General features: G+C 73.3%; 20 protein-coding genes. 17 read left to right on the forward strand and 3 right to left on the reverse strand.

All coding sequences use genetic code 11. The features are described from left to right. The first annotated feature begins 53 nt into the window (after window positions 1-53). Window positions 54-1,574: a peptide MFS transporter gene (locus ACFWDO_RS08440; protein WP_380322231.1), complete on the forward strand. Its 1,521-nt coding sequence runs from the start codon at window positions 54-56 to the stop codon at window positions 1,572-1,574. Between the two features lie 49 nt (window positions 1,575-1,623). Here the strand turns inward: ACFWDO_RS08440 and ACFWDO_RS08445 are convergent, their stop codons facing one another. Beyond that, the gene (locus tag ACFWDO_RS08445) at window positions 1,624-2,199 is read right to left on the reverse strand and encodes a DoxX family protein (RefSeq protein ID WP_380322234.1); all 576 of its coding nucleotides are present in this window, start codon (window positions 2,197-2,199) and stop codon (window positions 1,624-1,626) included. Window positions 2,200-2,440: 241 nt separating this feature from the next. On the opposite strand from ACFWDO_RS08445, the gene ilvD (ACFWDO_RS08450) reads away from it, so the two are divergent. From ilvD (ACFWDO_RS08450) to ilvC, 14 genes are all read left to right on the forward strand, one after another. Next, entirely contained in the window at window positions 2,441-4,303 is a 1,863-nt protein-coding gene (gene ilvD / locus ACFWDO_RS08450) for a dihydroxy-acid dehydratase (protein ID WP_380322237.1), read from the forward strand. Window positions 4,304-4,346: 43 nt separating this feature from the next. After that, entirely contained in the window at window positions 4,347-5,255 is a 909-nt protein-coding gene (locus tag ACFWDO_RS08455) for a tryptophan 2,3-dioxygenase (protein ID WP_380322240.1), read from the forward strand. Then, window positions 5,252-6,310: a hypothetical protein gene (locus tag ACFWDO_RS08460; RefSeq protein ID WP_380322243.1), complete on the forward strand. Its 1,059-nt coding sequence runs from the start codon at window positions 5,252-5,254 to the stop codon at window positions 6,308-6,310. The genes ACFWDO_RS08455 and ACFWDO_RS08460 overlap by 4 nt, the downstream gene beginning before the upstream one ends. After that, entirely contained in the window at window positions 6,307-7,569 is a 1,263-nt protein-coding gene (locus ACFWDO_RS08465; RefSeq protein WP_380322246.1) for a kynureninase, read from the forward strand. The genes ACFWDO_RS08460 and ACFWDO_RS08465 overlap by 4 nt, the downstream gene beginning before the upstream one ends. Then, complete coding sequence (locus tag ACFWDO_RS08470) at window positions 7,566-8,402, forward strand: PaaX family transcriptional regulator C-terminal domain-containing protein (RefSeq protein ID WP_380322249.1); 837 nt, start codon at window positions 7,566-7,568, stop codon at window positions 8,400-8,402. The genes ACFWDO_RS08465 and ACFWDO_RS08470 overlap by 4 nt, the downstream gene beginning before the upstream one ends. Beyond that, on the forward strand, window positions 8,399-10,087 hold the full coding sequence (ilvD, locus tag ACFWDO_RS08475) for a dihydroxy-acid dehydratase (protein WP_380322252.1): 1,689 nt from the start codon (window positions 8,399-8,401) through the stop codon (window positions 10,085-10,087). Before ACFWDO_RS08470 ends, ilvD (ACFWDO_RS08475) begins: the two co-directional genes overlap by 4 nt. Before the next feature lie 32 nt (window positions 10,088-10,119). Continuing rightward, window positions 10,120-10,704 (forward strand): pyridoxamine 5'-phosphate oxidase family protein, encoded by a 585-nt coding sequence (locus ACFWDO_RS08480; RefSeq protein ID WP_380322255.1) that lies wholly within the window; start codon window positions 10,120-10,122, stop codon window positions 10,702-10,704. A 32-nt stretch (window positions 10,705-10,736) separates the two neighbouring features. Further along, window positions 10,737-11,066 (forward strand): 4a-hydroxytetrahydrobiopterin dehydratase, encoded by a 330-nt coding sequence (locus ACFWDO_RS08485; RefSeq protein WP_380322258.1) that lies wholly within the window; start codon window positions 10,737-10,739, stop codon window positions 11,064-11,066. After that, window positions 11,063-12,382: a VOC family protein gene (locus ACFWDO_RS08490; protein WP_380322260.1), complete on the forward strand. Its 1,320-nt coding sequence runs from the start codon at window positions 11,063-11,065 to the stop codon at window positions 12,380-12,382. The genes ACFWDO_RS08485 and ACFWDO_RS08490 overlap by 4 nt, the downstream gene beginning before the upstream one ends. A 160-nt stretch (window positions 12,383-12,542) precedes the next feature. Further along, window positions 12,543-13,529, forward strand: a complete 987-nt coding sequence (locus ACFWDO_RS08495; protein WP_380322263.1) for an ABC transporter ATP-binding protein — start codon at window positions 12,543-12,545, stop codon at window positions 13,527-13,529. Continuing rightward, entirely contained in the window at window positions 13,526-14,620 is a 1,095-nt protein-coding gene (locus tag ACFWDO_RS08500; RefSeq protein ID WP_380322266.1) for an ABC transporter permease subunit, read from the forward strand. Before ACFWDO_RS08495 ends, ACFWDO_RS08500 begins: the two co-directional genes overlap by 4 nt. Before the next feature lie 284 nt (window positions 14,621-14,904). Beyond that, on the forward strand, window positions 14,905-16,728 hold the full coding sequence (locus tag ACFWDO_RS08505) for an acetolactate synthase large subunit (RefSeq protein ID WP_380322268.1): 1,824 nt from the start codon (window positions 14,905-14,907) through the stop codon (window positions 16,726-16,728). Between the two features lie 5 nt (window positions 16,729-16,733). Next, window positions 16,734-17,255 (forward strand): acetolactate synthase small subunit, encoded by a 522-nt coding sequence (ilvN, locus tag ACFWDO_RS08510; RefSeq protein WP_380322271.1) that lies wholly within the window; start codon window positions 16,734-16,736, stop codon window positions 17,253-17,255. A gap of 63 nt (window positions 17,256-17,318) precedes the next feature. Continuing rightward, window positions 17,319-18,347 carry a ketol-acid reductoisomerase gene (gene ilvC / locus ACFWDO_RS08515; RefSeq protein WP_380322274.1) on the forward strand — a complete coding sequence of 343 codons (1,029 nt, stop codon included), beginning with the start codon at window positions 17,319-17,321 and terminating at the stop codon, window positions 18,345-18,347. Between the two features lie 88 nt (window positions 18,348-18,435). On the opposite strand, the gene ACFWDO_RS08520 is transcribed toward ilvC, so the two are convergent. Beyond that, entirely contained in the window at window positions 18,436-18,870 is a 435-nt protein-coding gene (locus tag ACFWDO_RS08520; protein ID WP_380323631.1) for an NUDIX hydrolase, read from the reverse strand. 59 nt (window positions 18,871-18,929) lie between these two features. Here ACFWDO_RS08520 and ACFWDO_RS08525 point away from each other — a divergent pair, with 59 nt between their 5' ends. Further along, window positions 18,930-19,460, forward strand: coding sequence for an ASCH domain-containing protein (locus tag ACFWDO_RS08525; protein ID WP_380323634.1), 531 nt, complete (start codon window positions 18,930-18,932; stop codon window positions 19,458-19,460). Window positions 19,461-19,577: 117 nt separating this feature from the next. On the opposite strand, the gene ACFWDO_RS08530 is transcribed toward ACFWDO_RS08525, so the two are convergent. After that, window positions 19,578-21,464 (reverse strand): DUF222 domain-containing protein, encoded by a 1,887-nt coding sequence (locus ACFWDO_RS08530; protein WP_380323637.1) that lies wholly within the window; start codon window positions 21,462-21,464, stop codon window positions 19,578-19,580. Window positions 21,465-21,605: 141 nt separating this feature from the next. Here ACFWDO_RS08530 and ACFWDO_RS08535 point away from each other — a divergent pair, with 141 nt between their 5' ends. After that, window positions 21,606-22,106, forward strand: a complete 501-nt coding sequence (locus ACFWDO_RS08535; protein ID WP_380323640.1) for a GNAT family N-acetyltransferase — start codon at window positions 21,606-21,608, stop codon at window positions 22,104-22,106. Window positions 22,107-22,226: the final 120 nt, after the last annotated feature.

A 22,226-nucleotide genomic window follows, 5' to 3' on the forward strand; every position in this document is an offset into this window, starting at 1 on the left:
GGACCTGCGTCGTCCGGTCGCCGTCGTTCACCGCCGGTGTCACAGTTTCAGGTATGACCGACCAGGCGGCGCCGCCCGGGCAGCACCCGGAGCACGAGGGGGACAGGGCGTTCTTCGGGCATCCGCGGGGCCTGATGACGCTCGCCACCACCGAGCTGTGGGAGCGGTTCAGCTACTACGGGATGCGCGCCATCCTGTACCTCTACCTGACCGACACCGTGCTCAACGGCGGTCTCGGGATGGACGCGACCACCGGCGCGGCCTTCGTGTCCATCTACGGCACGTCCGTCTACCTGCTGTCGGTGGTCGGCGGCTGGCTGGCCGACCGCGTGGTCGGGGCGCGCCGGTCCGTGCTGTACGGCGGCATCATCATCGCCGCCGGGCACGTCTCCCTCACGGTGCCGACCTACGCCTTCTCGATGCTCGGCATCGGCCTGGTCGCCTTCGGCACCGGCCTGCTCAAGCCGAACGTCTCCTCGATGGTCGGCGAGCTGTACTCCCGCGACGACCCGCGTCGCGACCCGGCCTTCTCGATCTTCTACATGGGGATCAACCTCGGGTCGTTCTTCTCGCCGTTCGTCGTGGGCTTCGTGCAGCGCCAGTGGGGTTACCACGCGGGCTTCTCGGTCGCCGCCGTCGGCATGGGCATCGCGCTCGTCTTCTTCGTCGCCGGGTACAAGTACCTCGGCAAGGCCGGCACCGACGTGCCCAACCCGATCACGCCGGAGGACCGGCCGGCCGTGGTCCGTCTCGGCCTGATCGTGCTGGGCGCCATCGCCGTCGCGACCGTGCTCGCGGTGCTGATGGCCGGGGGCTGGAGCACGGACACCTTCATCGACGCGGTGTCGTACCTCGCGCTGGCGACCCCGGTCGTGCTGCTGACCGTGATGTACCGGTCGAAGCGCGTGACGGATGCCGAGCGGCCGCGGGTGCTGGCCTACGTGCCGCTGTTCGTCGCGGCGATGCTGTTCTGGATGATCTTCGAGCAGGCGGCCACGACGCTGACGCAGTTCGCCGCGGACCGCACGGACCTGAACCTCTTCGGCATCGAGCTGTCGCCGGCGTTCTTCCAGTCGATCAACCCCGCGTCGATCATCGTCCTGGCGCCGGTGTTCGCGTGGATCTGGACCAAGACGGGCGACCGCCCTCCGACCGCCTACAAGTTCGTCATGGGGCTCACGCTCGCGGCGCTGTCGTTCCTGTTCCTCGCCGGGATGTCCGAGGTCTTCGCCGACGCGAAGGCGCCGCCCTGGGTGCTCATCGGCGTCTACGTCATCCAGACGCTCGGCGAGCTGTGCCTGTCGCCGGTCGGCATCGCGGCCACGACGCTGCTGGCGCCGCGCGCCTTCCGTGGGCAGGCGATGGCGCTGTGGTTCCTGTCGTCCGCCGCGGGGCAGGCGATCACCGCCCAGACGATCGAGGCGACCGAGGGCGTGTCGGACACGGCGTACTTCGGCGGGATCGGTGTGGTGGCGCTCGTGTTCGCGGGGATCCTGCTGCTGCTCGCGCCGTGGGTCACGCGGCACATCCGCCACGCCGACGAGCTGGAGCACACCCACAGCGCCGGCGCGTGAGGCGCCGGCGCCGCGGGGGTGCGTGGTGCAGGGGCGGCGAGGTGCCGCGTCAGCGCAGCCAGCCCGCGCTGCCGGGGACCGGCGAGGCGGCCCAGGCGCGGCCGAGCCCCCAGGTGTCGCCGGCGCGGGTCAGGGCGAGCGCGACGAGCAGGGCCGCGTAGAGCAGGTGCTGGTCGACGACGGGGTTCTGCGAGCCCGCGGCGAACGGCCAGACGGAGGCCCACAGGGACAGCATGAGCAGGCCGCCGGCCACGGCGGCGACGCGGAGCCCGATGCCGAGCAGCAGGGCCAGGCCCGTGCCGAGCATGCCGAGCATGAAGAGCCAGTCGACGGCGGGGCCGGAGAGCGTGGCGAAGCCGGCGGCGAGCGGGCTCTCGATCGAGCCCAGGTACCCGGCCGTGGGGGAGGAGCCGGACACCCACGCGCGCTCGGCGGGGGTGGCGTAGCCCAGGCCGAACGTCTTGTCGGCCACGGGCCACAGGAAGACCCCGGCCAGGAGGAGGCGACACAGGGCCAGCGCGCGGCGCGCGGCCGGGCGGGTGACGACGTGCGCGTCGTCGTCCGCGCGGGTGCGGTCGGTGGTCGTGGTACGGGTCGTGTCGTGTCCTGCGGCGGTCGCGGTCATGAGTGAGCTCCCTGATCGTGGTGCGCTGCGTGGTGCCGGTCTGATTTGGACGGAGTGCTGCCGAACTCGGGTCAAGATGCCAAGGTTGCCTCGGCGTCGCAACCATTTCGTGACCTTCGTGTCGTTTCGACCGGCAAAGCGACCAAAGGACGGACGAATGCCCGGGATGCGGGACGGCGGGCGTAGCGTTCCCGTGCGCGCCGTCCGTGATGGCGCGGCACCACTCGTCGAAGGAGCTGACATGAGCCGTCCCCTGCGCTCTCGGACGTCCACCCACGGCCGCAACATGTCCGGTGCCCGCGCGCTCTGGCGCGCCACCGGCATGGGCTCGGAGGACTTCGGCAAGCCGATCGTCGCGATCGCGAACTCCTACACGCAGTTCGTGCCGGGCCATGTCCACCTCAAGGACATGGGCGACCTCGTGGCCTCGGCGATCCGCGAGGCGGGTGGCGTGTCCAAGGAGTTCAACACCATCGCGGTGGACGACGGCATCGCGATGGGTCACGCGGGGATGCTCTACTCGCTGCCCAGCCGCGACCTCATCGCCGACTCGGTCGAGTACATGGTCAACGCGCACTGCGCGGACGCCCTCGTCTGCATCTCGAACTGCGACAAGATCACGCCCGGCATGCTCAACGCGGCGCTGCGTCTCAACATCCCGGTGATCTTCGTGTCCGGCGGGCCGATGGAGGCCGGCAAGGCGGTCGTCGCCGACGGAGTGGCGAAGACCCCGCTCAACCTCATCAACGCGATCAACTACTCGGCCGACGACAACGTGTCCGACGCCGCGCTCGCCCAGGTCGAGGAGAACGCCTGCCCCACCTGCGGCTCCTGCTCGGGCATGTTCACCGCGAACTCGATGAACTGCCTCACCGAGGCGCTGGGCCTGTCGCTGCCGGGCAACGGCTCGACGCTGGCCACGCACGCCGCTCGCAAGGAGCTCTTCCTCGAGGCCGGCCGCACGATCGTCGACCTGGCCAAGCGGTACTACGACGACGAGGACGACTCGGCCGCGCCGCGGTCGATCGCCACCAAGGCGGCGTTCTCCAACGCGATGGCCCTCGACGTGGCGATGGGCGGCTCCACCAACACGGTGCTGCACATCCTGGCCGCGGCGCAGGAGGGCGAGGTCGACTTCGACCTGTCCGACATCGAGGCGATCAGCCGCCGGGTGCCGTGCCTGAGCAAGGTGGCGCCGAACCACCCGGACTACCACATGGAGGACGTGCACCGCGCCGGCGGCATCCCCGCCCTGCTGGGCGAGCTGGACCGCGCCGGCCTGCTCGACCACGACGTGACGTCCGTGCACTCGCCGACCCTGCGGGGCTGGCTGGACGACTGGGACGTGCGCGGGGGCAAGGCCACCCAGCAGGCGGTCGAGCTGTTCCACGCGGCGCCCGGGGGCGTGCGCACCACGCAGGCCTTCTCGACGTCGAACGTGTGGGAGAGCCTTGACACGGACGCCGCCGGCGGCTGCATCCGCGACCTCGAGCACGCGTACACCGTGGAGGGTGGCCTGGCCGTGCTGCGCGGCAACCTGGCCACCGACGGCGCCGTGTTCAAGACGGCGGGCGTCGACCCGGACGTCTTCCACTTCGTGGGGAAGGCCCTCGTCTGCGAGTCGCAGGAGGACGCGGTCGAGAAGATCCTCACCAAGCAGGTCCAGCCGGGCCACGTCGTGGTGGTGCGCTACGAGGGCCCGTCCGGCGGCCCGGGCATGCAGGAGATGCTCTACCCGACGTCGTTCATCAAGGGTCGTGGCCTGGGCAAGGTCTGCGCGCTGATCACCGACGGCCGGTTCTCCGGCGGGTCGAGCGGCATCTCCGTGGGGCACGTGTCGCCCGAGGCTGCGGCCGGCGGCACGATCGGCCTGGTCGAGGACGGCGACGAGATCGAGATCGACGTCGACACCCGGCTGATCCGCCTCAACGTGCCGGACGAGGTGCTCGCCGAGCGTCGCGCCAAGATGGAGGCCCGGGAGAACCCGTGGCAGCCGGAGAACCGCGACCGCTACGTGTCCCCGGCCCTGCAGGCGTACGCCGCGATGGCGACGTCCGCGGACCGCGGCGCCGTGCGCGACGTGTCGCTCATCGCGCGACGCTGACGGTCGTCACGTTCGCGTCATAGCCGTGGCGTAGGCTCCGGGCATGGTCGACCAGCCGCCGCAGCCTGCCCCGACGTCCGCCGCGCGCAACGAGCGGGAGCTCGAGCCGGAGATCGTCACCGACCTGCGCGAGCGGATGACCTACGGCTCGTACCTGCACCTGGACCGGCTGCTGTCGGCCCAGGAGCCGATCAGCACGCCCGCGCACCACGACGAGATGCTGTTCATCGTGCAGCACCAGACCACGGAGCTGTGGCTCAAGCTGGTGCGGCACGAGCTCGTCTCCGCCCGCGACCTCCTCGCGGCCGACGAGCTCGGGGCGGCGCTCAAGCGCATCGCGCGCGTCAAGCACGTGCAGCGCACGCTGACCGAGCAGTGGTCGGTCCTCGCGACCCTCACGCCCAGCGAGTACGCCCAGTTCCGCGGCTTCCTCGGCAACGCGTCGGGCTTCCAGTCCTGGCAGTACCGGGCGGTCGAGTTCCTGCTCGGCAACAAGAACGCCCGGATGCTCGCGGTGTTCGACGCGGAGCCCGAGGCGCGCGCGGAGCTCGCCCGGCTGCTCGCCGAGCCCAGCGTGTACGACGAGTTCCTGCGCTACCTCGCCCGGCACGGCCACGACGTGCCGCAGCGGGTGCTCGACCGCGACGTCACCACCGCGCACGCGCTCGACGAGGACCTCGTCGAGGTGTTCCGCCGCATCTACGCCGACCCCGAGTCCGACTGGTCGGCGTACGAGACCTGCGAGGAGCTCGTCGACCTCGAGGACAACTTCCAGCTCTGGCGCTTCCGGCACATGAAGACGGTGCTGCGCATCATCGGCACCAAGCGCGGTACCGGCGGCTCCAGCGGCGTCGGCTTCCTGCAGCGGGCGCTCGACCTCACGTTCTTCCCCGAGCTGTTCGCGGTGCGCACCGAGATCGGGGCGACGGCGGGTCCGGGCGCACGGTCGTGACCGGCCCGCTCCGGGTGCCCCCGGGCCTCGCCCCGGTCACCCTCCCCGGCACCGTCCCGGCGGAGGTCCGCCTCCGCCTGCAGGAGGCGGGCACCCTGCTCCCGCCGTTCACCGACCATCACGTGCACCTGGGCCTCGTGGACCCGGCGCCGCTGAGGTCGCGCGGCGTCGCCGCCGTGCACGACCTGGGCGGGACCGCGGCCGACCTTGCGGCCTTGGCGACGGCGACGGCCGGCGACCCGGCGATGCCGCGCGTCGCGTACGCGGGGGCGTTCCTCACCGCGCCGGGCGGGTACCCGGGCGACCGGCCGTGGGCACCCGCCGCCTGGGTCGAGGAGGTCGCCGACCCGGCGGCCGCCGTCGCCGCCGTGGACCGGCAGGTGGCCGCCGGGGCGTCGTTCGTCAAGGTCGCGCTGCACGCGGGCGCCGGGCCGACGCCCGACGACGCCACGCTGGCCGCCGTCGTCGACCGGGCGCACGCCCGGGGGCGGGACGTCGTCGCCCACGCCGAGGGGCCGGGCCAGGCCGCGCGCGCGTTCGCGGCGGGGGCCGACCGGCTGGCGCACGCCCCGTTCAGCGAGCGCCTGCCCGACGAGCTGCTCGTGGCGATGGCCTCGGGCGGGGCCGCGGGCCGGCCGACGACCTGGCTCAGCACCCTCGACGTCCACGGCTGGGGCGACCCGACGCCCGAGGAGGCCGCCGCCTACGACACCGCCCTCGACAACGTCCGCCGGTTCGTCGCGGCGGGCGGCCGCGTCCGCTACGGCACCGACCTGGGCAACGGCCCGCTGCCGGTGGGGCTGAACGCCCGCGAGCTGGCCGCGCTCGCGGCGGCCGGGCTCGGCAGACGCTCCCTGCTCCAGGCGCTGGTGGGCGACGACCCGCCCGCCGGCCTGGTGTCGTTCGTGCCGGGCCGGGCACCCGCGCGGGCCGACGACGGTGCCGTGCACGCCGCGTGGCTCGCCCGCGCCACCGTCCTCGACGTCGCCGACCTGAGCGACCCCGCCTTCGTCCCACCCACCGACCAGCCCACCGCACCCGGAGGAGCCGCATGACCACCGCCGCCGCCACCCGCCGCGACCGCGCCGCCGCGCTGGACGCCGCCGACCCGCTGGCCCGGTTCACGTCCGCGTTCGTCCCCTCCGACGAGGTGACGGCCTACCTCGACGGGAACTCGCTGGGCCGCCCCACGAGGGCGTCCGCCGAGCGGCTCGCCCGCTTCGCGCCGGAGGTCTGGGGCGCCCGCCTCATCCGCGGCTGGGACGAGGAGTGGTACGAGCTGCCGCTGCGCCTCGGCGACCGCATCGGCGCGGTGGCGCTCGGCGCGGCGCCGGGCCAGACGTTCGTCGGCGACTCCACCACCGTGATCCTCTACAAGCTGGTGCGCGCGGCGCTGTCGTCGCCGCGGGCGGCCGGGCGCGACGAGATCGTCCTCGACTCCGGCAACTTCCCGACCGACCGCTTCGTGCTGGAGGGCGTGGCCCGCGAGCACGGCGCCACGCTGCGCTGGATCGCGCCGGACCACGACGGCGGCGTCACGCCGGACCAGGTCTCCGCGGTGCTGGGCGAGCGGACGGCGCTCGTCGTGCTGAGCCACGTGGCGTACCGCTCGGGGTACGTGAGCGACGCCGCGGAGATCACCCGGCGCGCGCACGACGCCGGCGCACTGGTGCTGTGGGACCTGTGTCACTCCGCGGGCGCGGTGCCCGTCGCGCTCGACGCGTGGGGCGCCGACCTCGCCGCCGGCTGCACGTACAAGTACCTGGGCGGCGGGCCGGGGTCGCCCGCGTTCGGCTACGTGCGCGCGGACCTGCAGGACGAGCTGGTGCAGCCGATCCAGGGCTGGATGGGCAGCGACCAGCCTTTCGAGATGGGCCCCGCGTACGCGCCGCACGCCGGTGTGCGGCGGTTCCTGTCCGGCACGCCGGCGATCGTCGGGATGCTGGCGATGCAGGACATGCTCGACCTCGTCGCCGACGCCGGGCTCGACGCCGTCCGAGCCAAGTCGGTGGCGCTCACCCGGTTCGCGCTGGAGCTCGTCGACGACCTGCTCGTGCCGCTCGGCGTGCGCGTCGCCTCCCCGCGGGACGACGACCGCCGCGGCAGCCACGTGACCGTCGACCACGACGCGTTCGCCGACACCCTGCCGCTGCTGTGGGAGCGCGGCGTGATCCCGGACTTCCGCCGGCCGAACGGCCTGCGCCTCGGCCTCTCGCCGCTGTCCACGTCGTTCGACGAGGTGCGCGTCGGCGTGGAGGCGGTGCGCGACGCGCTGGTCGAGGTGACGGGCGCGGGCATCACGGGCACCGCGTGATCCTCGACGACCTCGACGCCCGCCCCGGCAGCGCGACGTCGCTGCTGCGCACGGTCGTGGGCCTGTACGCCCGCGACCTGGGCGGGCACCTGGCCGTCGCGGACCTGGTCGCGCTGCTCGGCACGGTAGGCGTGGCTCCCGGGGTCGCGCGGTCGGCGGTCTCGCGGGCGAAGGCCCGGGGCCTGCTCGACGCCGAGGAGCCCGGCGGGCGGGCGGGGTACCGCCTCGCTCCGGGCGCGGAGGCGATGCTCGCGCGCGGCGACCGGCGGATCTTCGGCTTCCGGCAGCAGGGCTCGGAGGAGCCCTGGTGCCTCGTGTCGTTCTCGATCCCCGAGGCGCGGCGCGACGCGCGCCACCAGCTGCGCCGGCACCTGGCCGGCATCGGGTGCGGCACGGTCGCGGACGGGTTGTGGATCTGCCCCGGCCACCTCACCGACGAGGTCGAGGGCATCCTCGACGGGCTCGGCCTGCGCGACGCCGCCACCGTGTTCCTCACGGGCACGCCCCGCGTGGCCGGGGCGCTCGCGGACGCGGTCGCCCGCTGGTGGGACCTGGACGATCTCGCCGCCCGGCACCGCGCCTTCCTCGCGGCGCACCCCGACCCCGAGGCCGCCGCCGCGGGCAGGGACCCGGCCGACGCCTTCGCGCGCTGGGTGCGCGCCGTCGACGACTGGCGCCCGCTGCCGTACGTCGACCCCGGGCTGCCTGCCGCCGTGCTGCCCGCGGACTGGCCGGGCACCGCGGGTGTCGCACGGTTCGCCGCGCTGCGCGCCGCGCTCGCGGGGCCGGCCGCCGCGCACGTGCGCGCCGTCGTCCCTACGCTCGGGGCATGAGCGATCTCAAGCCCCGGTCCCGCCAGGTCACCGACGGCCTGGAGGCGACGGCCGCGCGCGGCATGCTGCGCGCCGTCGGGCTCGGCGACGACGACTTCGCGAAGCCGCAGATCGGCGTCGCGAGCTCGTGGAACGAGATCACGCCGTGCAACCTCTCGCTGGACAGGCTGTCCCAGGCGGTGAAGCACGGCGTGCACGCGGGCGGGGGCTACCCGCTCGAGTTCGGCACCATCTCCGTCTCCGACGGCATCTCCATGGGGCACGAGGGGATGCACTTCTCGCTCGTCTCCCGCGACGTCATCGCGGACTCGGTGGAGACGGTGATGCAGGCCGAGCGGCTCGACGGCTCGGTGCTCCTCGCCGGCTGCGACAAGTCGCTGCCGGGGATGCTCATGGCCGCGGCCCGCCTGGACCTCGCGAGCGTGTTCCTCTACGCCGGCTCGATCATGCCCGGCTGGGTGAAGCTCTCGGACGGCACGGAGAAGGACGTGACGATCATCGACGCGTTCGAGGCCGTCGGGGCGTGCGCGCGGGGGCTGATGAGCGAGGAGGACGTCGGCCGCATCGAGCGCGCCATCTGCCCCGGCGAGGGCGCGTGCGGCGGGATGTACACGGCCAACACGATGGCGTCGGCGGCGGAGGCGCTCGGCATGTCGCTGCCGGGGTCGGCCGCGCCGCCGTCGGCGGACCGCCGTCGCGACGCCTTCGCCCAGGCCTCCGGCGAGGCGGTGGTCGAGCTGCTGCGGCGCGGCATCACCGCGCGCCAGATCCTCACCAAGGAGGCCTTCGAGAACGCGATCGCCGTGGTGATGGCGTTCGGCGGCTCCACCAACGCGGTGCTGCACCTGCTCGCCATCGCGCACGAGGCGGAGGTGGAGCTCACCCTCGACGACTTCTCCCGCGTCGCCGACCGTGTGCCGCACCTCGGCGACCTCAAGCCGTTCGGCCGCTACGTCATGAACGACGTCGACCGCATCGGCGGGGTCCCCGTCGTGATGAAGGCGCTGCTCGACGCCGGCCTGCTGCACGGCGACTGCCTCACCGTCACCGGGCGCACCGTCGCGGAGAACCTGGCCGACATCGCCCCGCCCGACCCGGACGGCAAGATCCTGCGCGCTCTGGACCGGCCGATCCACCCGACGGGCGGCATCACGATCCTGCACGGGTCGCTCGCCCCCGAGGGCGCGGTCGTGAAGTCGGCCGGCTTCGACTCCGACGTCTTCGAGGGCACGGCCCGCGTCTTCGAGCGGGAGCGCGCCGCCCTGGACGCCCTCGAGGACGGCACGATCACCGCCGGTGACGTCGTCGTCATCCGCTACGAGGGGCCCAAGGGCGGGCCGGGGATGCGCGAGATGCTCGCCATCACAGGCGCGATCAAGGGCGCGGGGCTGGGCAAGGACGTGCTGCTCATCACCGACGGGCGGTTCTCCGGCGGCACCACCGGCCTGTGCGTGGGGCACATCGCCCCCGAGTCCGTCGACGCCGGGCCGATCGCGTTCGTGCGCGACGGCGACCGCATCCGCCTCGACGTCGCGCGCAAGACGCTCGACCTGCTGGTCGACGACGCCGAGCTCGCGTCGCGCCGGGACGGCTGGGCGCCCCTGAGCCACGGGTACACGCGCGGGGTGCTCGCCAAGTACACGAAACTGGTGCAGTCGGCGTCCCGAGGAGCGGTCCTGGGCTGACGCGACCGGCTCTGACCAGGCAGGATCGCTGCATGGGAAAGGTGCACGAGCGGATCGACGGCCGGCTGCGGAGCTTCCTTGAGGCCCAGCACGTCTTCTTCGTCGCGACCGCGCCGCTGGCGGGCGACGGGCACGTCAACGTCTCGCCGAAGGGGATCGACGGGTCCTTCGTGGTCGTCGACGAGCACACCGTCGCCTACCTCGACCTCACGGCGTCCGGCGCGGAGACCATCGCGCACCTGCGCGAGAACGGGCGCATCACCCTGATGTTCTGCGCCTTCGACGGGCCACCGAACATCGTGCGCATGCACGGCCGTGGCCGCGTCGTGACGATCTACGACGACGAGTACGCGGCCTGGGAGCCGCGCTTCCCCGAGAGGCGCGGGGCGCGGGCGGTGATCGTGGTCGACGTCGACCGGGTGTCGGACTCCTGCGGCTACGGGGTGCCGCTGCTCGACTACGTGGGGGAGCGCGACCTGCTGCCCCCGTTCATGGACCGCAAGGGCACCGAGGGCCAGGCCGAGTACCGGCGGCAGAAGAACCGCACCAGCATCGACGGCCTGCCGGCGTACGACGACGACCCCCTCCCCACCGCTCCCACCGGCCACGCGGGCTAGCGAGCGCCACGCCGCCGGGCGATGCTGGGGGCATGAGCGACTCGATCACGCCGCGAGAGTTCCTCCACGCCGACGGCGTCGCGGACTGGCAGGCGGACGACGGCTCCGCCTGGGCGGTCTTCCGGAGCGGGTCGTTCGCGGCCGGCGCGCGCTTCGTCGACGCGATCGCGGAGATCGCGGACGCGGTGAACCACCATCCCGACGTGGACCTGCAGTACGCGACGCTCACCGTACGCACGTCCTCGCACGACTCCGGGGGCCTGACCACGCGCGACGTGGACCTGGCCCGCCGGATCAGCGACGCCGCCCGCGAGCTGGAGATCCCGGTGGAGGCACGCCACCACGCGGGCGGGCGGCGGTGAGCGACGAGATCACGCCGGCAGGGTTCGAGGCGGCGGCCGGCACCGCCGACTGGCGCGCCCTCGGCACCGGCGCGAGCGCGCTCTTCCGCACCCGTGCCCTGGGGGAGGGCGCTGTCCTCCTCGAGCGGGTGCGGGTGCTCGCGGACGGGGCGAACCACCACCCCGACGTGGACCTGCGGCCGGACGGCGTCGTCGTGCGGGTCGTCTCCCACGACGTCGGCGGGCTGAGCGAGCGGGACGTCGCGCTGGCGCGCGAGGTCTCCGCGACGGCCGCCGACCTCGGGCTCGTCGCGGACCCGGGCGCGGTGCAGGAGGTCGAGCTGACGATCGACGCCGCCGACCGCGAGCAGGTCATGCCCTTCTGGGGCGCCGTCCTCGGGCACCGCCGCACGGGCGAGGACCTCGCGGACCCGCACGGGCGGTGGCCCGGCATCTGGTTCCAGGAGATGACCGAGCCGCGGCCGCTGCGCAACCGGCTGCACCTGGACGTCTTCGTCCCGCACGACGTGCGGCAGGCGCGCGTCGACGCGGCGCTCGCGGCCGGCGGGCGGGTCACGACCGAGGAGTTCGTGCCGCACTGGTGGACGCTCGCGGACGTGGAGGGGAACGAGGCCGACGTCGTCGCCTGGGAGGGCTTCGACGAGGACCTGGCCGACGGCCTGCTGACCCCGGAGGAGTTCCGAGCGGCCGGCGGCGTCGAGGACTGGCGGGTGCTGCAGGGTGCCAGCGCGCACTACGTGACGGGCGGCTTCGACGCGGGCGTCGAGCTCGTCGCGCGGGCGGCCCGCGCCGCGGAGGAGGCGGGCGTGAGCCTGTTCGCCGACGTCCGGTACGCCGGGGTGACGCTGCGCGTCGGGCCGCCGGAGGACGGCTGGATCGACGACGCCCGGGTGCGGCTCGCCCAGCAGGCGCAGGCCGCCGCCCGCGACCTGGGCCTGCGCGCGGAGCCCGCGCAGCTGCGCGACGTGCAGCTCACGTTCGACGCGCTGGAGGTCGCGGCGGTGCAGGCGTTCTGGGCCGCGGCGCTCGGCTACCGCGAGCGGGGCGGGACCGACCTGTACGACCCGCTGCTGCGCGGCCCGTCGGTGTACCTGCAGCAGCTGGACGCCCCGCGCGAGCAGCGCAACCGGATCCACGTGGATGTCATGGTCCCGGCCGACGTCGCCGACGCGCGGGTCGCCGCGGCCGTCGCGGCGGGCGGCCGCGTCGTGCGCGACGCGGAGTCGCCGTTCTGGCGCACCGTGGCCGACCCCGAGGGCAACGAGGTGGACATCGCCGTGATCCCTGGCCGCGCGGAGGCGCGGGGCGCCGACTGACCGCGGCGCGACCGACCGGGTGAAATCTGAGAACCCGCTGGTCAGGCCCGGTGCGCTGCCACCGAGGACCCCGACCTGCCGCTATGCTCCGGGGCGCGCGCCGGAGCGCCCGGGGCGACGACCTGGGCCTCGGTGACTCCGCGGCCACGAGGAGGTGGCGGTGTCCGAGACAGCCGGCACAGAGCTCGCGATCGAGACGCGAGGGCTGCGCAAGACGTACCGGAGCGTGCGGGGGAGGTCGGTCGGGGTCGAGGGCCTCGACCTGCGGGTGCCGGTGGGCGGGGTGCACGGCTTCCTCGGCCCCAACGGCTCCGGGAAGACGACGACGATCCGCATGCTCCTCGGGCTGGTCCGGCCGGACCGCGGCACCGCCACGATCTTCGGGCACGAGGTGCCGAAGCAGCTGCCCGACGTCGTGGGCCGGGTGGGCGCCATCGTCGAGAGCCCCAAGTTCTTCCCGGCGTTCAGCGCCCGCCGCAACCTGAGCCTGCTCGCCGACGCGATCGGCGCGCCCGCGGGGCGCGTGGACGCCGTCATCGACGAGGTCGGGCTCACCGGCCGCGCGCGGGACAAGTACCGCACGTACTCGCTCGGGATGAAGCAGCGCCTCGCCATCGCGGCGACGCTGCTCAAGGACCCCGACCTGCTGATCTTCGACGAGCCCACCAACGGCCTCGACCCGGCCGGCATCCGGGAGATCCGCCAGACGATGCGCGGCCTGGCCGACCAGGGCAAGACCGTGCTCGTGTCCAGCCACATCCTCGCCGAGGTGGAGCACATCGCGGACACGGTCTCGATCGTGGCCCGCGGGCGCCTCGTCGCGTCGGGCCGGGTGGCCGACCTCATCGGCGCCGGCACGGCCACGGGGTCCGTGCGGCTGCGCGTGTCGCCGCAGGACCTCACGATCGCGACGAGCGTCCTGGAGACCAGCGGGCTGCTGGTGCGCCGCGAGCACGACGCGCTCGTGGTGGACGGCGCCGCCGACCCCGCCCAGGTGAACCGCGCGCTCGGCGAGCGGGGCGTCTGGGTGCACGAGCTCGCGCCGCTGCAGGCCGACCTGGAGTCCGTGTTCCTCGGGCTCACCGCGCACGAGACGCCCGGCGGCCACACCAGTGCCAGCCGCGCGACGACGGAGGTGGACGCATGAACCGCCTGCTGCGCGTGGAGCTGCGGAGGCTGTGGGCCCGCCGGCTCACCTGGTGGGCGCTGGTCGGGGTGCTCGCGGTCGCGGCCATGACGGCGTTCTCCGCGTACGGGAGCGCCCGGCCTCCCACGGAGACGCAGCTCGCGGAAGCCGAGCAGATGTACCAGCAGGAGCTGGCGAGCTGGGAGGAGTCCGGCGACGAGCAGGTCGCGGAGTGCAAGGAGTCCGAGGAGGCGGACCCCGACCCGGCCGTGGACTACGGGTGCGACGACATGGAGCCGCGGCTGGACTGGTTCCTGCCGCCGCAGCCCTACTTCGTGCCGCCGGCCGCCGAAGCCCCGGACCTCGACACCTACGCGGAGGAGCGCGGGCTCGACGGTGACGACGTCGACCCCCGGGCCGCCGCGATCAACACCTCGATGTGGAGCGACTGGGGGGCGGGCACGCAGCGGATCGCGACCAGCGCCCTCGCCGTCGTCGCGATCGCGTTCGTGCTGGGCGTGAGCTTCGTGACCGCCGAGACGAGCTCCGGTGCCCTCGGCCTGTGGCTGACGTTCGAGCCGCGCCGTCGCCGGGTGTTCTGGTCGAAGGCGGTGGCCGCCGGGGCGGGGACGATCCCGCTGACGGTGCTCGGCACGGTGGCGCTGATCGGCGCGGTCTACGCCGTGTACGCGGCGTTCGGCACGGTCGGCGACCTCACGGCGGAGCGCTGGGGGGAGATCGCCGGGTTCGGCGGGCGTCTCGTCGTGGAGGCGACGGCGCTCGCGATGATCGGCGCGGCTCTCGGCGCGATCTTCCGGCACGCGGCGGCCGCCATCGGCGTGGCGGCCGTCCTCGCCTGGGTCGGGACGCTCGTGACCGGCGCCTTCGACGTCGCCCAGGCCTGGAACCCCGTGGTGAACCTCGGCGCGTGGCTGAACGACGGGGCCGTCTACAACACCCAGCAGTGCGCGCCGGGGGAGTCCGGCATCGTCGACTGCGTCTGGGTCGAGAAGGTGGTCTCCCAGGCGCAGGGCGGGCTCTACCTGCTCGCTCTCACCGTCGTGGCCCTGATCGTCGCCGCGGTCGTGTTCCGGCGCCGTGACGTGAGCTGACCGCCCCTCGTCGCCCCTGGTCGTGAGCCCGGCGTCCCGCATGCTGTCCGCATGATGGGACACCGGGCTCACGACGTGACATCGCGAGGTGGCGGGCGTAACGTTCGATCCGTGCAGACGATCCTCGTAGTACTTCTTCCCGGGCGCGCCGACTAGGCCCACGCACCAGGCTTCGTCAGCGCGCTCACCCTCGTCAGTCCCGCAGTCCCGGGACCGGGGGCTTTTTTATTGCACGGACACCCTTCGCCAGACCCCTCGCCCAGACCGACCGGCAGGAGAGACCGATGGTCCAGCCGAACCCGACCCCCGCCCAGGTGGCCGCGCGCACCGCGCGCCCCGCCGACCGAGCCGTGTCCGGTGAGGAGGTCACCGGCGCCGAGTCGATCGTCCGCTCGCTCGAGTCGGTCGGCGTCGAGAACGTCTTCGGCATCCCGGGCGGGGCGATCCTTCCGCTCTACGACCCGCTCATGGACTCCCAGCAGATCCGCCACGTCCTGGTGCGGCACGAGCAGGGCGGCGGGCACGCGGCGCAGGGCTATGCCCACGCGACCGGCAAGGTCGGCGTCACGATGGCGACCTCGGGCCCCGGCGCGACGAACCTGGTGACGCCCCTCGCCGACGCGCACATGGACTCGGTGCCGCTGGTGGCGATCACGGGACAGGTGGCGCAGTCGCTCATCGGCACGGACGGTTTCCAGGAGGCCGACATCGTCGGCATCACGATGCCGATCACGAAGCACTCCTACCTGGTCACCGACCCGGCCGAGATCCCGCGCACGATCGCGGAGGCGTTCCACATCGCGTCGACGGGCCGCCCCGGCCCGGTGCTGGTCGACATCGCCAAGTCCGCGATGACCGCCTCGACGACGTTCTCCTGGCCGCAGGAGCTGTCGCTGCCCGGCTACCACCCCGTGACGAAGCCGCACGCCAAGCAGATCCGCGAGGCCGCCAAGCTGCTCGCCACCGCCCGCCGCCCGGTGCTGTACGTGGGCGGCGGCGTCATCCGCGGGGGCGCGTCGGAGGCGCTGCGCCGGCTCGTCGACGTCTCGGGCGCGGCCGTCGTCACGACGCTCACCGCGCGGGGCGCCGTCCCCGACAGCCACCCGCAGCACCTCGGCATGCCCGGCATGCACGGCACCGTGCCCGCCGTGGCGGCGCTGCAGAAGGCCGACCTCGTCGTCGCTCTGGGCGCCCGCTTCGACGACCGCGTCACGGGCCGGCTGTCGAGCTTCGCCCCGAGCGCCGCCGTCGTGCACGCCGACATCGACCCCGCGGAGATCGGCAAGAACCGCCCCGTCGACGTGCCGATCGTGGGCGACCTGCGCGAGGTGATCGCCGACCTGGTGCCCGCCCTCGAGGCCGAGCACGCCAAGGTGGGCAAGCCCGACCTGGCGGCGTGGTGGCACCAGCTCGACACGTGGCGCGAGACCTACCCGCTGGGCTACACGCCCACGGCCGACGGCCACCTGGCCCCGCAGCACGTGATCTCCCGCCTGGGCGAGCTGGCCGGGCCGGACGCCATCTACGCCGCCGGCGTGGGCCAGCACCAGATGTGGGCGGCGCAGTTCATCCGCTACGAGCGCCCTCGCACCTGGCTGAACTCCGCGGGCCTCGGCACCATGGGCTTCGCGGTCCCCGCCGCGATGGGCGCCAAGGTGGGCGAGCCCGACCGCGAGGTGTGGGCCATCGACGGCGACGGCTGCTTCCAGATGACCAACCAGGAGCTGGCCACCTGCGCGATCAACGACATCCCCATCAAGGTGGCGCTGATCAACAACAGCTCGCTCGGCATGGTCCGGCAGTGGCAGACGCTCTTCTACGACGAGCGCTACTCCAACACCGACCTGCACACCGGGCACGGCACCGCGCGCATCCCCGACTTCGTGAAGCTCGCCGACGCGTACGGGTGCGAGGGCATCCGCGTGGAGCGCGAGGACGAGGTCGACGCCGCGATCAAGCGGGCGCAGGAGATCGACGACCGCCCCGTGGTCATCGACTTCCAGGTCTCGCGCGACGCCATGGTGTGGCCGATGGTCGCCGCCGGCGTGCCGAACGACGACATCCAGTACGCGCGCGGCATCTCGCCGGCGTGGGACCGAGAGGACTGAGACCCATGTCGCGTCACACCCTGTCCGTGCTGGTCGAGAACAAGCCCGGCGTCCTCACCCGCGTCACCGCGCTCTTCGCGCGGCGCGCGTTCAACATCCACTCCCTGGCCGTCGGCCCCACCGAGCACGAGGAGATCTCGCGCATCACCGTGGTCGTCGACGTCGAGGAGCACCCGCTCGAGCACGTGACCAAGCAGCTCAACAAGCTGGTCAACGTCATCAAGATCGTCGAGCTCGACCCGGAGTCGTCCGTGCAGCGCGAGCTCCTGCTCGTCAAGGTGCGGGCCGACGCCGCCACCCGAGCGGGCGTGCTCGAGGTCGTGGACCTCTTCCGTGCCCACGTCGTGGACGTGGTGCCCGACACCGTCGTCGTGGAGGCGACGGGGACCGCCGCGAAGCTGTCTGCGCTGCTCAACGCGCTCGAGCCGTTCGGCGTCCGCGAGATCGTGAAGTCCGGCACGCTCGCCGTGGGCCGCGGCCCACGGTCCATCACCGACCGAGCACTGGAGCGGGTGCGCACGGCCTGAGGCCGAGCGCGTACCGTTCACCCCCGAAGACCGCAGCAGTACCGAGAACCGAGGAGCATCACCGTGGCTGAGCTGTTCTACGACGACGACGCCGACCTGTCCATCATCCAGCAGCGCAAGGTCGCCGTCATCGGGTACGGCAGCCAGGGCCACGCCCACGCGCTGAACCTGCGCGACTCGGGCGTCGACGTCCGCGTCGGCCTGCGCGAGGGCTCCGCCTCCGCGAAGAAGGCCGAGGACGAAGGCCTGCGCGTGCTCACCGTCGCCGACGCCGTCAAGGAGGCGGACGTCGTCGTCATCCTCGCGCCGGACCAGGTCCAGCGGCACGTGTACCGCGACGAGATCGCCCCGAACCTCACCGAGGGCGCGGCGCTCGTCTTCGGGCACGGCTTCAACATCCGCTTCGGCTACATCAAGCCCGAGGCCGGCCACGACGTGCTCATGGTCGCCCCCAAGGGCCCGGGCCACCTCGTGCGCCGCGAGTACGTCGACGGCCGTGGCGTGCCGGTGATCGTCGCCGTCGAGCAGGACGCGTCCGGCTCCGCCTGGGCGCTCGCCCTGTCCTACGCGAAGGGCATCGGCGGCCTGCGCGCCGGCGGCATCAAGACCACGTTCACCGAGGAGACCGAGACCGACCTCTTCGGCGAGCAGGCCGTGCTGTGCGGCGGCGCCTCGCAGCTGGTCCAGTACGGCTTCGAGACGCTGACCGAGGCGGGCTACCAGCCCGAGGTCGCGTACTTCGAGGTGCTGCACGAGCTGAAGCTGATCGTCGACCTCATGGTCGAGGGCGGCATCGCCAAGCAGCGCTGGTCCGTCTCCGACACGGCCGAGTACGGCGACTACGTCTCCGGCCCGCGCGTCATCGACCCGCACGTCAAGGAGAACATGAAGGCCGTCCTCGCGGACATCCAGAACGGCGCCTTCGCCGAGCGCTTCATCGCGGACCAGGACGCGGGCGCGCCCGAGTTCACCGCGCTGCGCGAGAAGGGCGAGGCGCACCCGATCGAGACCACCGGGCGCGAGCTCCGGAAGATGTTCTCGTGGATCAAGCCCGCTGACTCCGACTACACGGAGGGCAGCGCCGCTCGCTGACCCACACCGTCAGCAGCGACGCGCGCGGCCGCCGCCCGGGTGATCCCCGGTCGGCGGCCGCACGTGCGTCCGGAGAATTTCTTGTGGCTCAGTCGAGCAGGCCCGCCCAGCCGCGGACGACGTCGACGAGGCCCACCCGGTCGAGGGCGTCGACGTCGGACAGCCGGTGCCAGGCGACGTCGTCGGTGCTGCCGTCGGCCTCGACGGTGAGCTCGCCGCCGACGACGTGCGCGCGGTACACGATGCGGATGCCGTGCATCGGCTCGGCGGGGGTGACGCCGTCGAGCGCGATCCGGCGGTCGGCGGGGATGACGATGCTGTCGACGCCGAGCAGGCCGTCGAGGGCGACGTCGTACCCCGTCTCCTCGCGCAGCTCGCGCACCACCGCGTCCTCCGGGTGCTCGCCGGGGTCGATGCCTCCGCCGGGCATCGTCCAGCCTGAACCGGTACCGGCGGACCAGTGGGGGAGCAGGATCCGGTCGTCCTCGACGACGAGGGCGTAGGCGGCGACGCGCGTGAACATCCGGGCATCGTGCCATGTCACAGGGGTCCAGGGCGCCGCGGCCTGGCAGGATGGCCGGCATGACCGACGACGCGAACCCGGCGCTGACCGACGCCGAGCAGGCTGACCGCATCACGCAGTTCTGGGACGTCGCGCGGCCCAGCGCCGGCCGCACCAGCCACGGCGGTGCGGTGGGCGAGCGGTCCGAGAACGTCGTGCCGCCGCCGGCCTGGTCGTTCGGGGACTCGCCCGAGCTGGCCGACGAGCTGCTCCAGCTCGTCCTCGACGGGGTGAAGACCGGGACCGCCGCGGCCGCGTGGGAGTACGAGGCGGCGGACGAGCCGCTGCCGCGCAAGGGCGACCTGTCGATCGTGCTCGACGGCACGGGCGCACCCCGCCTCCTCATCAAGACCACCCAGGTCGACACGGTGCCGTTCGACGAGGTGACCGTCGAGCACGCCGCAGCCGAGGGCGAGGGCGACCGTTCCCTCGCCGACTGGCGGGCAGGGCACGAGCGCTACTGGCGCCGCACGCTCGAGCAGATCGAGCGCGAGTTCGACCCGGCGATGCCAGTGGTGTGCGAGCGGTTCAAGGTGCTGTTCCGCGCCTGACGCGACGCCCGACACCGACGACCGGCCGGGTAGCGGCACAGGACGAAACTGACGGAGCTGCCGGAGTGCCGGGCGGCGCCGCGAGGTGGTGGCGCGTCGTGGCATCAGGTCGTGGCATCAGAACGGCGGGTCACCCCTCGGTGGGTCGTCGAGCGTCTCGTGTCCGGGACCGTCCCTGCGCGGTGCCTTGCTGGCCGGTGCACCGTGGCCTGGAACTTCATGGCCTGGAATCTCATGGCCGGGAATCTCCGGGCAGGGGATCACCGGGCCCGTGGGCGTACGCCGGTGTCGTGTGGTGTCGATGGGCTCGGGCGCGGTGGTGTGGCGGCGTCCGGTGGGGGAGGTCCATTCGAGGGTGCCGCCCCAGTCGGTGGGTTCTGGGCGTGTTCTTTCGTCGACGGGCTTGGCCGGATCGGTCTGTCTGACCTGCCATGTCGTTTGATGTTTCAGGACGTGGTGTCGGCGGCAGAGTGCGGCGAGGTTGGTGGCGTTGGTGGTGCCGCCGGTGGCCCAGGGGGTGGTGTGGTCGAGGTCGGACTGGGTGGCGGGGTGGGTGCAGCCGGGGAAGCGGCAGGTGGTGTCGCGGTGGCGGACGAGGTTCTTGAGGTCGGCGGGGGTGGTGTAGGTGGTGCGGCCGACGGACAGGACGGTGCCGGTCTCGGGGTGGGTCAGGATCCGCCGCAGGGTGGGGGCGAGGGCGGTGAGGTGTTGGGCGGTGTCGGGGTCGATGGGGATGTGCCCGTTCATCGTGGCCGGAACATCCGTGATGCCGAGCAGCGTCAGGACCGGGACGGTGACCGTGACCTGGGGGCGGATGGAGCGGGCCAGGGCCGCCAGCGTGGCCCGCTCGTGCTCGTGCTCGTGCGCGACCTGTGAGTCCGGGTCGTCGTCGGTGCCCGTCTCGGCGCTGCCCGTCTCAGGGGTGCGCGTGTCAGGGGTGCACGTCGCGGAGGTGCTGGTCTTGACGGTGCTTGTCTCGAGGGTGCCGTCGTCCAGCAGGAGGGCGGTGAGGGTGTCGGCGCGGGCTTGGGCGAGGGTGCGGCCACTGCCCATGCCGCGTGCGCTGCCCGTGCTGCCTGCGCCGCTTGTGCCACCGGCTCGGCCGGCGTCGCTGCTGGTGGCGTTGTTGGTGATGAGGTGGCGGGCGGTGCGGGTGAGGCGGTCGTAGGCGGCGTGCGCGAGGGGTGCGGGGAGGTGGGCGACGAGCCAGGACATGCCGTCGTGGTCGTCGTCGAGGAAGACGGTGCGGTGTTGGGCGGCCTCGTGGTGGCGGACGTCGAGCGGGGTGGGGTGGGCGGTCTCGCGGGCTCGGCGGGCGCGGCGGGCGACCTGGGTGGGCGTGCAGGTGACCGTGCCCGTGGTGGTGCCGGGGGCGTCGTCGGGCTTGATCACGGCTGTCAGGACGGCGTGCTCGACGTGTGCGGCGGCACTGGGATCGAGGTCGGCGACGTGCTTGGTGATGGCGGTGGCGTGCGCCCAGGACAGGCGGCCCTGGTGCAGGGCGGTCAGGGTCGCGGGGGCCTTGACGGTCAAGGTCACGGCGTGGTCGACCAGCGTGCCGGTGGCGTGTTCTCCCTGGTGCAGGGTGGTGGCGATCTCGGTGGTGACGGCGCGTCTGGCGAGCTCGAGCCGCCGGGCGGAGGGGGCCCGGCGGGCGGTGGGGTCGGCGGGGTCCAGAAGGTCGGACTCCAGGGCCTCGGCCAGGCTCATGGCTTGTGCGAGCAGGACTGCGCGCTCGGCGTGCAGGGTCGCGATCTCGGCGTCGTTCTCGGCGAGCTGGTCGAGCACCCGGTCCAGGTCCGCCAGGGTCGGGTGGTGCGACGGCGCTGTTGCTTGCTGGGGTGGTGCTTCTTCCTCGAGTAGCTCGCTGATCGACGGGGTCCACGACCGTGGCATCGCGGCGAGCCGCTCCGCCGCCGCGTTCAGGTCCACCGGCTCGCTCGCACGACCCGCAGGCGTGCCGGCGGAGGTGCCGGTCGCGGAGTCGGGGAGCGTCGTCGTCATGCCCTCAGCCTAGCGACGTTCGAACACCTGTTCTAGACCTTCCCTGCAATCTGTGGACAACCGAGGCCGCCGACACGACGCGAGCGGGTTGGTGCTGGCAGGTCGGCAGAATGGTGCCCGCCCAGGGGGCAGGATGGGGCGATGCCCGCCGCATCGCCGACGCCCGTCGTCCTCCGCCAGGCCACCCCCGGCGACGCGTCAGGGTGCGCGTTCGTCCATCACGCGTCATGGGTGGAGACGTACAGCGGCCTGCTCCCGGCGGAGCACTGGGAAGCCGACACCTTGGAACGGCGGATGGCGTCCTGGCCGCGACGGATCGGCGAGATGCCCGTGACCGTGGCGGAGTCCGGTGGGCGCGTCGTGGGGTTCGCCATCGCGGGCGCCGCGAGAGAGGTGGGAACCCACCAGCCCGTCCGGGGTCGCGAGCTGTGGTCGCTCTACGTCCTCGGCGAGCATCACGGGACGGGCGCCGGCCAGGCGCTGCTGGACGCCGTCGTGCCGCCCGGGGTGCCCGCGCAGCTCTGGGTCGCGGAGCAGAACCCGCGGGCGCGGCGGTTCTACGAACGCAACGGGTTCGTGCCCGACGGCGCGCGGTTCGTCGACGAGCGGCTGGGTCTCGCCGAGGTCCGGCACGTCCGCTGACCGGCGCACACGTGGGAGCGAGGACGGTGACGCCGGGGTGAGGATCAGCCAGGCGAAGCCGACCACGCCGCGGTAGCCGCCCAGGTGCTCCTCGCGCCGCGGGGCGGCGAAGGCGCGGGA

Origin of the sequence: Isoptericola sp. NPDC060185, assembly GCF_042728595.1 — a bacterium.
In the GTDB taxonomy this organism is placed as follows: domain Bacteria; phylum Actinomycetota; class Actinomycetes; order Actinomycetales; family Cellulomonadaceae; genus Isoptericola.

Coding starts and splice junctions, on each gene's coding strand:
- ACFWDO_RS08440 (WP_380322231.1), top strand. CDS start 54: ATGACCGACCAGGCGGCGCCGCCCGGGCAGCACCCGGAGCACGAGGGG.
- ACFWDO_RS08445 (WP_380322234.1), bottom strand. CDS start 2,199: ATGACCGCGACCGCCGCAGGACACGACACGACCCGTACCACGACCACC.
- ilvD (WP_380322237.1), top strand. CDS start 2,441: ATGAGCCGTCCCCTGCGCTCTCGGACGTCCACCCACGGCCGCAACATG.
- ACFWDO_RS08455 (WP_380322240.1), top strand. CDS start 4,347: ATGGTCGACCAGCCGCCGCAGCCTGCCCCGACGTCCGCCGCGCGCAAC.
- ACFWDO_RS08465 (WP_380322246.1), top strand. CDS start 6,307: ATGACCACCGCCGCCGCCACCCGCCGCGACCGCGCCGCCGCGCTGGAC.
- ilvD (WP_380322252.1), top strand. CDS start 8,399: ATGAGCGATCTCAAGCCCCGGTCCCGCCAGGTCACCGACGGCCTGGAG.
- ACFWDO_RS08480 (WP_380322255.1), top strand. CDS start 10,120: ATGGGAAAGGTGCACGAGCGGATCGACGGCCGGCTGCGGAGCTTCCTT.
- ACFWDO_RS08485 (WP_380322258.1), top strand. CDS start 10,737: ATGAGCGACTCGATCACGCCGCGAGAGTTCCTCCACGCCGACGGCGTC.
- ACFWDO_RS08500 (WP_380322266.1), top strand. CDS start 13,526: ATGAACCGCCTGCTGCGCGTGGAGCTGCGGAGGCTGTGGGCCCGCCGG.
- ACFWDO_RS08505 (WP_380322268.1), top strand. CDS start 14,905: ATGGTCCAGCCGAACCCGACCCCCGCCCAGGTGGCCGCGCGCACCGCG.
- ilvN (WP_380322271.1), top strand. CDS start 16,734: ATGTCGCGTCACACCCTGTCCGTGCTGGTCGAGAACAAGCCCGGCGTC.
- ACFWDO_RS08520 (WP_380323631.1), bottom strand. CDS start 18,870: ATGTTCACGCGCGTCGCCGCCTACGCCCTCGTCGTCGAGGACGACCGG.
- ACFWDO_RS08525 (WP_380323634.1), top strand. CDS start 18,930: ATGACCGACGACGCGAACCCGGCGCTGACCGACGCCGAGCAGGCTGAC.
- ACFWDO_RS08530 (WP_380323637.1), bottom strand. CDS start 21,464: ATGACGACGACGCTCCCCGACTCCGCGACCGGCACCTCCGCCGGCACG.
- ACFWDO_RS08535 (WP_380323640.1), top strand. CDS start 21,606: ATGCCCGCCGCATCGCCGACGCCCGTCGTCCTCCGCCAGGCCACCCCC.